The organism is Ruegeria sp. BHSC043 (assembly GCF_059612985.1).
On the sequence record NZ_JBXWRS010000018.1, the window covers coordinates 33981 to 45341 of the forward strand.

The window sequence follows — 11361 nt, forward strand, 5'->3', positions numbered from 1 at the left end:
GGCTGCGGTGTCACTCGGCCGCAAGCGCGGCCTTGCCGTTGAACCGGTCGATGATGGCCTGCGCGCAGTCACGGCCGTCGCGGATCGCCCAGACCACCAGCGAGGCACCGCGCACGATGTCACCGATGGCATAGACGCCGTCCATCTCGGTCTCGCCGGTCTCGAACGCGGCTTTGATGGTGCCCCAGCGGGTCACGGGCAGGTCGGGCTGGCCGAACAGGGTGGGCAGGTCCTCGGGCTCGAAGCCCAGCGCCTTGATGACCAGATCGGCCTCTTCGACGTAATCCGCGCCTTCGATTACTTCGGGCGTTTGGCGGCCAGTCGCGTCGGGTTGGCCCAGGCGCATCTTCTGCACTATTACACCGGTAACGCGCTCATCGCCCACGAACCCCTTGGGCGCGCTGAGCCATTCGAAGATTACGCCCTCTTCCTCGGCGTTCTGGGTTTCGCGCTGCGAACCTGGCATGTTCGCCCGGTCGCGGCGGTACAGACATTTGACTGAGGTCGCGCCCTCGCGGATCGCGGTGCGCACGCAATCCATCGCGGTATCGCCGCCGCCGATCACGACCACCTTCTTGCCCTTGGCGTTCAGGCGGCCGCTGTCATATTCCGGCACCGTGTCACCAAAGCTTTTGCGGTTCGAGGCGGTCAGGAAATCGATCGCCTTTTCGATGCCGGGCAGACCGCTGCCGGGCATGGACAGATCCCGCGACTTGTAGACGCCCGTTGCAATGATCACGGCGTCATGCTTGGCGCGGATCTCGGCGAACTTGGCCGCATCCACGTTGCAGTTCAACTCAAAGGTCACGCCACCCTCGGCCAACAGCTCGTTGCGGCGTTGAACCACGTCCTTTTCCAGTTTGAAGCCCGGAATGCCATACATCAGCAACCCGCCCGCGCGGTCATAGCGATCATAGACCGTGACCTGGATCCCGGCCCGGCGCAGCATGTCCGCCGCCGCCAGACCGCCGGGGCCGCCACCGATGATACCCACGCTTTCGGGGCGCTCGGCGGCTGGCGAGACCGGCTGGACCCAACCTTTGTCCCACGCGGTGTCGGTGATGTATTTTTCGATCGCGCCGATGGTCACCGTTCCGTGGCCGGATTGTTCAATGACGCAGTTGCCCTCGCACAGGCGGTCCTGCGGGCAGATGCGACCGCAGATCTCGGGGAAAGTGTTGGTGGCCTGGCTGGTCTGATAGGCCTCCTCCAGCCGCCCCGTTGCGGTCAGGCGCAACCAGTCGGGGATGTTGTTGTGCAGCGGGCAGTGCGACTGGCAATAGGGCACCCCACACTGGCTGCAACGGCTGGCCTGTTCGGCGGCCTTTTCCGCGGCGAACTCGGCATAGATTTCGTGGAAGTCATCCTTGCGGTCATCAGCAGCACGCTTTTGGGGCATGTCACGATCGATCTGCACGAATTTCAGCATCGGTTGCTTGGCCACGGTCAGACTCCATGAATTGGCTTGGTCGAGTTTCTTTAGGCGACAGCTTTTCGAATGAAAAGTCAACTGTACTGACCTAAATTCAAAAAAATGCTGGAAATGCGCCGTGAGCACCCAGATTTTTTTGTTTTTTATGTCCGATTCGGACCCATCTCGGCGCTTTCCTTTTCATCATGCCAGTTATACCCATTGCGGACAAAGAAAACGTGACAGCGGGCAGGTGTGCGGATGAGTCTTTTTCAGCTGATTCTGGTGGCGATCATCCAAGGTATCACCGAGTTTCTACCGATCTCGTCCTCGGGCCACCTGATCTTGCTACCCAGCCTCACCGGGATGGACGATCAGGGCCTGGCCATCGACGTGGCGGTGCATGTGGGCACCTTGGGCGCGGTGGTTCTGTATTTCTGGAGCGACGTTAAGCTGGCACTTGCAGGCCTGCCCCGTGCGTTGCGCGGACGCATCGACACCCCGCAATCGCGATTGGCCTTGGCCTTGATCGTGGCCACCATCCCGACCGTCATCGTCGGTGCCATTCTGCACCTGACCGGGCTCAGCAGCGCGATGCGGTCCGTGGCGGTGATCGGATGGACGATGCTGGGCTTCGGGCTGCTGCTGTACTGGATGGACCAGAAAGGCCCCCAGACCAAAGAGGCCGCCGACTGGGGGTTGCGCGATGCGGTGATCTTGGGCCTGTGGCAGGTTCTGGCGCTGATTCCCGGCACCTCACGGTCGGGGATCTGCATCACCGGCGCGCGGCATCTGGGCTATTCCCGCGAGGACGGCGCGCGCATCGCGATGCTGATGTCGATCCCGACGATCCTCGCCTCGGGTGCTCTGCTGTCGCTGGACGTGATCGATCAGGCCGATACCCAACTGGCCAAGGACAGCGCGATTGCCGCCGTGTTCGCCTTCGTCTCGGCCCTGCTGGCGCTAAGCCTGATGATGCGGCTGTTGCGCAGCGTCAGCTTCACGCCCTATGTGATCTATCGCGTGATCCTGGGCGTTGTCCTGCTGAGCATCGCTTACGGCTGATCAGGCCCGCAGGTTTCGGGCCGAGTTCTGGATCTCGTCGTACTGTCCCGACGGGCGGAACTTCCACAGGTATTCCGGCAGCACCGATTCAAGCGTGGCCGGCTCGATCCCCAGATCGGCGAAACCTTTCGTCCCCTCCGACACGACATTGTCGCGGCGCAGATTCTTCAGTTGGTCGCGGGTCAGGATGTTGTTCGGAAACAGCTGGAAGCTGACGAATTTCACGATGTCCAGAACCCCGGCCATGATCCGCCCCACCCAGAACGGCAGGCCGATGATGATACGGCTGCGGTGGATCACCCCAAGCATCTGCTGCATCAGCTCGCGGAAGGTTTTGACCTCGGGGCCGCCCAGCTCGTAGTTCCCCGGCTCGGCCTGCCCCAACACGCCCTTGATCGCGGCCTGCGCCACGTCATCCACATAGACCGGCTGGAACCGGGTGTCGGCACCGAAAATCGGCAGAAACGGCGACATCCGGGTCATTCCCGCGAACCGGTTGAAGAACTGATCCTCGGGCCCGAAGATCACCGAGGGCCGCAGGATGACGGCGTCGGGCATATGGGTAAGAACGCCGGCCTCGCCCTGTGCCTTGGTGCGCGCGTATTCGCTGTCGGAATCGGGATCCGCGCCTATGGCCGAAATATGCACCATCCGCTTGATTCCCTGCTGCGCGGCCAGACGCGCGATCCGCTCGGCCCCTTCGGCCTGCACCGCCTCAAAGCCGTTCTTACCCAGATCGTTCAGAACACCGACGCAGTTCACCACCGCATCCGCGCCCCGCATTGCATTTGCTACCGAAGCGTCGTCGCGGATGTTGCACAGGATCGGCTCGACCTGCCCCACGACGCCATAGGTCTTGACGAAAATGGCCTCGTTCGGGCGCCGAACCGCGACGCGGACGCGCCATCCCTCATTCGCCATGCGCCGCGCGACATAGCGACCGACGAATCCCGATCCACCGAAAATCGTGACCAGTTTGGACATGACAGCGCTCCTACTGTGTGGGTCTTGATGTGATCTAACGTCCGCAAGCGCTGCAAACAAGGCGCAATAACGCCGCGCAAGCGACGAAAACCCCGCATTTGGCCCAGGTGTCCCGAACCGATTTCGGCGGCGGAAAAAAAACTTTCAAAAATCTGTTCGAATCCTGTTGACGCCCCCCGCGACTAGGCTTAAACGCCCCTCCACGACACCTGCCCAGGTGGCGGAATTGGTAGACGCGCTAGCTTCAGGTGCTAGTGTCCGTATGGACGTGGAGGTTCGAGTCCTCTCCTGGGCACCATTCCCCTATAACGAAAAATTTCCCAAAACGCGGTATTGCCGCAAGCTGTCTTGATGTGGCCACACAGGCTTGTTGATCGGGAAATCATTGTTCTATCGGACTCGCGGCTCAAGATGCGCTGGTGATGGAACCGGACACGGGCGGAGCCCGCCACACCGTCATGGTAGTGGGGGTGGGTCTGAAGGGTTCCGGAGCCTGCGTGGCTCCAGTGGCGCAATCCGGGGCGACGTGTCAAATCAGGGGGTGACGGGGAGCGGATGGCGAGCAGCTCGAGCGCAAGATGATTCCTCCCAACCCATTGTTTTTAATCTATATTTCCTGCGGAAAGCCGGCTATCGCACCATCCGGCCAACCACCTTGCGCGCTCTATTTCGTTCTTTTGCGCGGACAGTTGGCTATTTTGACAACATTTTGATTTTTCTGGCGACCCCGGCAGGATTCGAACCTGCAACCTGCCCCTTAGGAGGGGGCTGCTCTATCCAGTTGAGCCACGGGGCCGCGCGGCGCCTTCTCTAGCCGGGTTTTTCCCGCTTGTCATGACCTTTGCACAACAGTTGAACAGATTGCCCCGTTCGCGCTAGCATCGGGGTAAACAACAATGCAGGTATCCCCGTGACAACAGAAACGAAACGCCCGCTTACCCTCCGTGATGTCTCTGAAGCGTCCGGTGTGTCGGAAATGACGGTCAGCCGGGTCCTGCGCAATCGGGGCGATGTGTCCGAGGCCACCCGAACCCGGGTTCTGGCCGCCGCGAAAGAGCTGGGGTACGTGCCCAACAAGATCGCCGGTGCACTGGCCTCGAGCCGGGTGAACCTGGTGGCGGTGATCATCCCGTCGCTGTCGAACATGGTCTTCCCCGAGGTGCTGACCGGCATCAACCAGGTGCTCGAGGATACCGAGTTGCAGCCCGTGGTCGGCGTCACCGACTATCTGCCGGAAAAAGAGGAGAAGGTTCTGTACGAGATGCTCTCGTGGCGTCCCTCGGGCGTGATCATCGCCGGGCTGGAACACACCGAGGCCGCGCGGGCCATGCTGGATTCGGCGGGCATTCCGGTGGTCGAGATCATGGATACAGACGGCAAGCCTGTGGACGCGATGGTGGGCATTTCGCATCGCCGGGCCGGGCGCGAGATGGCGCAGGCGATCCTGAAGGCCGGGTATCAGCATATCGGCTTCATGGGCACCAAGATGCCGTTGGACCACCGCGCGCGCAAACGGTTCGAGGGCTTCACCGAAGTTCTGGGCAAGCACGGAATCGAGATCGAGGACCGAGAGTTCTATTCCGGCGGTTCGGCCCTGGCCAAGGGGCGCGAGATGACAAAGGCCATGCTTGAACGCTCCCCGGATCTGGATTTCCTGTATTACTCCAACGACATGATCGGCGCAGGCGGGCTGCTGTACCTGCTTGAGCAAGGTATCGATGTGCCCGGGCAGATCGGTCTGGCCGGATTCAACAACGTTGAACTGCTGCAGGGTCTGCCGCGCAAGCTGGCGACAATGGATGCCTGCCGATTGGAAATCGGGCGCAAGGCGGCCGAAATCATCGCCGCCAAGCGGGCCGATCCCGACGCCGAGATAGAGACCCGCATCACCCTTACGCCCAAGATCAGCTATGGCGACACGCTCAAGCGGCGCTGAGGCACCCGCGCGACCCCGGCTGGACAACCGAACCGCCCGTACGTTGTTCATGGGCCGCCACGCGCTGGCGGAACAACCGGCAGGTCCGGCCAAGGGGCCCGATCTGCTGCACCTGATCCACCGGCTGGGGTTCGTGCAGCTCGACAGCATCAACACCGTTGCCCGCGCTCATGACATGATCCTGTTCTCGCGCCGCCCGTCCTATCGGCCGAACGACCTCAAGCGCTTGTACGAGCGCGACCGCGGCCTGTTCGAACACTGGACCCACGACGCCGCCGCGATCCCGATGGCGTTCTATCCGCATTGGCATCTGCGCTTCCAGCGCGACGCCGAGATGCTGCGGGCCCGCTGGCGCAACTGGCGGCGCGACGGGTTCGAACAGCAGTTCGAGACCGTGCTGCGGCACATCCGCGACCACGGTCCGGTATGCTCGGCCGATCTGGGTCAGGATGAGAAAAAGAGCTCGGGCGGCTGGTGGGATTGGCATCCCTCGAAAACGGCGCTTGAATACCTGTGGCGCTCGGGCGCGCTGACGGTGGTGGGGCGCCGAGGGTTTCAAAAGCAATACGACCTGACCGAGCGCGTGATCGATACCCATCTATGCCCCGGCGTGATGGAGTGCGACCATCACGCGACGGTGGACTGGCTGTGCCGCGCGGCGCTCGACCGGTTGGGCTTTGCCACCTCGGGCGAACTGGCCGCCTTTTGGGATACGGTCACCCCTGCCGAGGCGAAAGAGTGGTGCAAACAGGCTCTGACACGGGGTGATCTGCAGGAAATCGAGGTGGAATGTGCCGATGGTCGAATGCGTCGCGTGTTTGCGCGGCCCGATCTGACGGACCGGGCTGCCGACCCTGCCCCCGCGCCGGGGCGGATCCGTGTGCTCAGCCCGTTCGACCCGATGCTGCGCGACCGCAACCGCGCCCAGCGCCTGTTCGGCTTCCACTACCGGATCGAGGTCTTCGTGCCCGAGGCCAAGCGCACCTATGGGTACTACGTCTTTCCGCTGCTCGAGAAAGACCGTCTGATCGGACGGATCGACATGAAGGCCCATCGCGACGAAGGCACCTTGCGGGTCCGCGCCCTGTGGCCCGAGCGCGGGGTCCGGTGGTCGCACGCCCGCACCCGGCGGCTCGAGGCCGAGCTGGACCGGGTGCGCCGGTTTGCCGGGCTGGATCGGGTCGTCTTTGACGCAGACTGGCTTCGCGCGCCTGTTTGAGCAGCTGAAAAACCCTTCTTAGGGTCTATTCCGCCGGCCCGAGGGTTAGGCGGACGGGGTCCAGCCCGTCGATACCGCCGGTCAGCACGTCTCCGGCGACAACCGGGCCGACACCGGCGGGCGTTCCGGTCAGGATCAGGTCGCCGGGCCGCAGGTGATAGAACCGGGACAGGTGCATGACGATCTCGTCGATCTGCCAGATCAGTTCGGACAAGGTGGCGTCCTGCCGGACCTCACCGTTGACGCTCAGATGGATGCGAATGTCATCTGTCGCCGCCCAATCGGCGGCTCGGGTCAGCGGTGCGAAGACCGCGCCGTTTTCCACATCCTTGCCCAGATCCCAGGGGCGCTGCTTGTTGCGCTCGCGGATCTGCAGGTCGCGCCGTGTCATGTCCAGCGCGCAGCAATATCCGAACACGGCATCCCAAGCCTGCTGCGACGTCGCCTGAAACACCGGGCGACCGATGGCCAAGGCCAGTTCCATTTCGTGATGATAATTCTCTGTTCCCGGCGGGTAAGGCACGGTCTGCCCGGTCAGAGTGGCGTTCTGCGGGGACTTGGTGAAATAGAACGGCGCCTCACGGTCGACCTCGTTTCCCATCTCGGCCGCATGGGCGGCATAGTTCCGGCCGACGCAAAAGATGCGCCCCACCGGATAGGTGGTATCCTCGCCTGATATAGGGATCGCGACGGGTTCGGGCAGGGAAAACAGGGGTCGGGTCATGGCGTGTCCGTTCGTGGCCGTTGCCCGCAGCATAGGCATGACACACGGACGTTCAAGCCGTCCGGGCGCTGGTGCGCAAGGGGCCGTTTCGGAATTTCGATTGACCTGCGCCGCAGCGTGTCCATCACTGTCACGGAAACCACGCACGAAGATCGGAAGGGCGCGCGATGCAATGGAGTGAATTCTCGGACTGGGGCAAGCGGGTGGCCGAATGGGCACAGCATTATCACCAGACCGTCGGTGATCACCCCGTGCGCGCCCGGACCCGGCCGGGCGACGTGCTGAACGCCCTGCCCCCCGCCCCACCCGAAACCGGCGAGCCGATCGAGGGGATATTCGAGGATTTCGAGCGGATCGTGATGCCCGGCATCACTCATTGGCAGCACCCGCGCTTCTTCGCCTATTTCAACTCGAACGCCTCGGCGCCGTCGGTGCTGGCCGAGTTTCTGGCCAGCGCGATCGCCCCGCAATGCATGTTGTGGCAAACCTCGCCCGCGGCGACCGAGATGGAAACCCGGATGATGGACTGGCTGCGGCAGGCGCTGGACCTGCCCGAAGGGTTTGCCGGTGTGATCCAGGATTCGGCCTCCTCGGCCACGCTGGCCGCCGTTCTGACCATGCGGGAAAAGGCGCTGAACTGGCAGGGCAACCGTCAGGGCCTGTTCGGGCAGAAACCCTTGCGCGTCTATTGCTCGTCCGAGGTGCACACATCGGTCGACCGCGCCATCTGGGTCGCCGGGATCGGGCAGGACAACCTGGTGCGTGTCCCGATCAAGGGTGACTGGCGCGGCATGGACCCGGCGGCGCTCGAGGCCACGATCCGGGCCGATCTGGACGCCGGCCTTCACCCCGCGGGGGTGATCCTGTGCGTCGGCGGCACCGGAACCGGCGCGACCGATCCGGTGGATGAGTGCCTGAAAGTCGCGCAGAAATACGGGCTGTACACGCATGTGGATGCGGCCTGGGCCGGGTCGGCGATGATCTGCCCCGAATACCGCCACTATTGGCCGGGGATCGACCGGGCCGACAGCATCGTTTTCAACCCGCACAAATGGTTGGGGGTTCAGTTCGACTGCTGCGCGCATTTCCTGAAAAACCCCGACGATCTGGTGCAGACGCTGGCGATTAGCCCCGAATACCTGAAAACCCATGGCCAGGACGGGATCATCAATTATTCGGAATGGTCGGTGCCGCTGGGCCGCCGGTTCCGGGCGCTGAAACTGTGGTTCGTGATCCGCGCCTACGGGCTGGAAGGGTTGCGCGCGCGGCTGCGCAACCACGTCAACTGGTCGCGCGACCTGCATGACCGGCTGGCGGCCGAGCCGGATTTCCGGATCGTCACCCCGCCCATGTGGTCCCTGTGGACTTTCCGCTATGAGCCACCCGGCACCGCGGATCTGGACGACCTGAACCTGCGGCTGGTCAACGCCATCAACGATGACGGCCGCATCTATCTGACCCAGACCCGAGTCGATGGCGACATCGTCATCCGTTTCCAGGCCGGCCAGTTCGAAACCACCGAGGAGGACGTCCGGATGGCCTTTGACGTTATCACCCAAATCGCCCGCACCTTGCCCACACCCCCGAAGGAGGACAACTGATGCCCGCCCCCAAAAACCCGTTCAAACAGGCTCTGACACAGGGCGAAATGCAGATTGGCTGCTGGATGAGTTTTGCCGAGCCCGTCACCGCCGAAATCATGGGAACCGCCGGGTTCGACTGGCTGGTGATCGATGGCGAACATGCCCCAAACGACATCCGCTCGATCCGCGATCAGCTGATGGCGCTGGCCAACAGCCGCTCGCACCCGGTGGTGCGGGTGCCCGTGGGCGAGACCTGGCTGATCAAGATGGTGCTGGATGCCGGCGCCCAGACCGTTTTGGTACCGATCGTCGAAAGCGCCGACCAGGCGCGCGAACTGGTGCGGGCCTGCCGCTATCCGCCGACAGGCGCGCGCGGCGTCGGGGCGGCGGCGTCGCGGGCGACGATGTACGGTCAGGTCGGCGACTATGTGCAGACCGCCGATGACGAGATCTGCCTGCTGGTGCAGGTGGAGAACCGGGCTGGCCTGGCCGCGCTGGACGAGATCCTGCAGGTCGAGGGTGTGGATGGTGTGTTCATCGGCCCGGCCGATCTGTCCACCGACATGGGATACAAGGGCGACAGCACCGCGCCCGAGGTCCGCTCGGCCATCGCCGATGCGCTGGAACGGATCCGGGCCGCAGGCAAGGCGCCTGGCATTCTGGGTACCAATGACGAAGCGGTTCAGACCTATCGCGACATGGGCGCGCAGTTTCTGGCGGTCGGCATCGACGTGATGCTTCTGGCGCAGGCGGCGCGCGGGCTGGCCGCGAAGTGGAAGGCCTAGGGCCGGCTCAACCCCGCATCGCGGCGGCAGCCCGTGCATAGCCGCCCGAGGCGCCATCGACGAAATGCACATGATCGTCGCGGGTGGCGGCGGGGACGACGCAGGTCATCATCGCCTCGTGCTGGGAATGGATGCCGTACCGAACCTTGCCGCGCCCGCGCGCATCGTCGAGCAGCCGGGTGATCCGCGACAGGGTCTCGCCGTCGCAATCCAGCGTCATCTTCAACCCGTCATCGAATTTGCGGAAATCCGCATTTCGGCTGACCATGGTCTTGTAGTGGCCCGGCTCAAACTCGCCCAGTCTCTTGCCCGTTTTGAACAACAGCCAGATCAGCAGGTTCTGTACCAGCAGCGCGGCCTTGCGCACCGCCAGGTTGCGCCCCGCGCGCGAGACATGAGCATCGAGCGCCAGCCCCGGCGGCGGCCATTTCATTGGCGGTCCTCCAGCCGGCACGGGATGACCCGCGCGCTCCAGCGCCTCGGCGGCGGACAGGACCGATTGGGCCAAATCGGCAAAATCGCGTTCGGTCGCGCGGGCGGTCGGCTGGATGACCAGCGACACGATCTGCCCGTGCCGCGCCGGGCTGTTGGACCAGCGGCAGGACAGGCCCGTCAGGTCGGACTGCGCCTCGGGCCCGGCGGGCGGAACCTCGTACCGACCGGCCTTCATCTGCGCCTCGGCCCAGGCCAGCCCGCCGCCGGTGAACATGGCGTAGTCCACCCCTGAGGACGGCGCATGGCGTGCCACCCGCAGGTCGTGCCCTGCCGCGCGCAGGTCGGACACGGGCACCAGGGCCGCGCGCAGGGCGATGTCGAACTCGGCCGCGGCCCAGCTGCGCAGCGCCGCCAGCGTGGCGCGTGCCTTGGATTCGTGTTCGGGCGCGACGGCGAATCCGGCCCCGTCGCCGCCGAATACATACGGGAAATTCTGACCGCCCAGCGCGTTGATCATACCCGAGATCACCGCCGCACCCACCGTGTTCACGGTTCTGTAGCGGCCACGGGCGATTTCGCCGGTCGAGTCCACGATATCGGCCACGCCGACGATCCAACCGTCCGGGACCGGCGTGAACCGCGCCGGGTCGGACAGGGCAAGAAAATCGCGCGTGACGGGAATCCGGTCATAGAATCCCAGATCGGCGTCTTTCATCGTCCCTCCCATTACCTCAAGATCATGTTAGCGCAGTCCGCGTGCCTGTCCCGACATTGCAACATATCACACGCGCTTGTGCATGGCATCGGGACGTGCCAAGCATCCTGCCAAAGCGGACGTTAGGGAGACTGACATGCAGGCAGGTTTGGTGATCTTGTGTCTGGCCTATGTCCTCAGCCAGTTCTTCCGCGCGTTCCTTGCGGTTCTGACCGCCGATCTGGCGCGCGACATCGGCGCCACGCCCGAGGACCTGGCCTGGGCCTCGGGCCTGTGGTTTCTGGTCTTTGCGGCCATGCAGATCCCGGTGGGCTGGGCGCTGGACCGGGTTGGCCCGCGGCAGACGGCGGCGGTTCTGCTGCTGATCGGCGGCGCGGGTGGGGCCGCGGTGTTCGCGCTGGCCACGACGCCCCTGCACGTGGCGTTGGCGATGGCGTTGATCGGGGTCGGGTGTTCGCCGGTTCTGATGGCCTCGTATTTCATCTTTGCCCGCGAGTATCCGCC

At 63.9% G+C, this 11361-nt stretch carries 10 protein-coding genes and 2 tRNA genes; 7 read left to right on the plus strand and 5 right to left on the minus strand.

Annotated elements, in window-relative coordinates; genetic code table 11:
• Positions 1-10 precede the first annotated feature (10 nt).
• Positions 11-1444, minus strand: a complete 1434-nt coding sequence (locus tag AC2FMM_RS16840) for an NAD(P)-dependent oxidoreductase (protein ID WP_496797189.1) — start codon at positions 1442-1444, stop codon at positions 11-13.
• 228 nt (positions 1445-1672) lie between these two features.
• Here AC2FMM_RS16840 and AC2FMM_RS16845 point away from each other — a divergent pair, with 228 nt between their 5' ends.
• Complete coding sequence (locus tag AC2FMM_RS16845) at positions 1673-2476, plus strand: undecaprenyl-diphosphate phosphatase (RefSeq protein ID WP_496797190.1); 804 nt, start codon at positions 1673-1675, stop codon at positions 2474-2476.
• Here AC2FMM_RS16845 and AC2FMM_RS16850 read toward each other — a convergent pair whose 3' ends face one another.
• Positions 2477-3460: a complex I NDUFA9 subunit family protein gene (locus tag AC2FMM_RS16850; RefSeq protein WP_496797191.1), complete on the minus strand. Its 984-nt coding sequence runs from the start codon at positions 3458-3460 to the stop codon at positions 2477-2479.
• Between the two features lie 211 nt (positions 3461-3671).
• Between AC2FMM_RS16850 and AC2FMM_RS16855 the strand changes: the two genes are divergently transcribed.
• Positions 3672-3758 (plus strand) — tRNA-Leu (locus AC2FMM_RS16855).
• 421 nt (positions 3759-4179) lie between these two features.
• Here AC2FMM_RS16855 and AC2FMM_RS16860 read toward each other — a convergent pair.
• Positions 4180-4256 (minus strand) — tRNA-Arg (locus tag AC2FMM_RS16860).
• A 114-nt stretch (positions 4257-4370) separates the two neighbouring features.
• Here AC2FMM_RS16860 and AC2FMM_RS16865 point away from each other — a divergent pair.
• The gene (locus AC2FMM_RS16865) at positions 4371-5396 is read left to right on the plus strand and encodes a LacI family DNA-binding transcriptional regulator (RefSeq protein ID WP_496687741.1); all 1026 of its coding nucleotides are present in this window, start codon (positions 4371-4373) and stop codon (positions 5394-5396) included.
• Positions 5371-6615 (plus strand): winged helix-turn-helix domain-containing protein, encoded by a 1245-nt coding sequence (locus tag AC2FMM_RS16870; protein WP_496797192.1) that lies wholly within the window; start codon positions 5371-5373, stop codon positions 6613-6615. The genes AC2FMM_RS16865 and AC2FMM_RS16870 overlap by 26 nt, the downstream gene beginning before the upstream one ends.
• A gap of 25 nt (positions 6616-6640) precedes the next feature.
• Here AC2FMM_RS16870 and AC2FMM_RS16875 read toward each other — a convergent pair whose 3' ends face one another.
• Positions 6641-7339 (minus strand): fumarylacetoacetate hydrolase family protein, encoded by a 699-nt coding sequence (locus AC2FMM_RS16875; protein WP_496797193.1) that lies wholly within the window; start codon positions 7337-7339, stop codon positions 6641-6643.
• 167 nt (positions 7340-7506) lie between these two features.
• Here AC2FMM_RS16875 and AC2FMM_RS16880 point away from each other — a divergent pair, with 167 nt between their 5' ends.
• A complete protein-coding gene (locus AC2FMM_RS16880; protein WP_496797194.1) occupies positions 7507-8940 on the plus strand; it encodes a pyridoxal phosphate-dependent decarboxylase family protein in 1434 nt (477 codons plus the stop codon).
• A complete protein-coding gene (locus AC2FMM_RS16885; protein ID WP_496797195.1) occupies positions 8940-9707 on the plus strand; it encodes an HpcH/HpaI aldolase family protein in 768 nt (255 codons plus the stop codon). The genes AC2FMM_RS16880 and AC2FMM_RS16885 overlap by 1 nt, the downstream gene beginning before the upstream one ends.
• A 7-nt stretch (positions 9708-9714) precedes the next feature.
• Here the strand turns inward: AC2FMM_RS16885 and AC2FMM_RS16890 are convergent, their stop codons facing one another.
• A complete protein-coding gene (locus tag AC2FMM_RS16890; RefSeq protein WP_496797196.1) occupies positions 9715-10857 on the minus strand; it encodes a DUF3095 domain-containing protein in 1143 nt (380 codons plus the stop codon).
• Between the two features lie 136 nt (positions 10858-10993).
• Here AC2FMM_RS16890 and AC2FMM_RS16895 point away from each other — a divergent pair.
• Positions 10994-11361 (plus strand): MFS transporter (locus AC2FMM_RS16895; RefSeq protein ID WP_496797197.1); only part of this gene is annotated, 368 nt, incomplete at its 3' end.

Coding starts and splice junctions, on each gene's coding strand:
- AC2FMM_RS16875 (WP_496797193.1), bottom strand. CDS start 7,339: ATGACCCGACCCCTGTTTTCCCTGCCCGAACCCGTCGCGATCCCTATA.
- AC2FMM_RS16880 (WP_496797194.1), top strand. CDS start 7,507: ATGCAATGGAGTGAATTCTCGGACTGGGGCAAGCGGGTGGCCGAATGG.
- AC2FMM_RS16890 (WP_496797196.1), bottom strand. CDS start 10,857: ATGAAAGACGCCGATCTGGGATTCTATGACCGGATTCCCGTCACGCGC.
- AC2FMM_RS16885 (WP_496797195.1), top strand. CDS start 8,940: ATGCCCGCCCCCAAAAACCCGTTCAAACAGGCTCTGACACAGGGCGAA.
- AC2FMM_RS16850 (WP_496797191.1), bottom strand. CDS start 3,460: ATGTCCAAACTGGTCACGATTTTCGGTGGATCGGGATTCGTCGGTCGC.
- AC2FMM_RS16845 (WP_496797190.1), top strand. CDS start 1,673: ATGAGTCTTTTTCAGCTGATTCTGGTGGCGATCATCCAAGGTATCACC.
- AC2FMM_RS16870 (WP_496797192.1), top strand. CDS start 5,371: ATGGCGACACGCTCAAGCGGCGCTGAGGCACCCGCGCGACCCCGGCTG.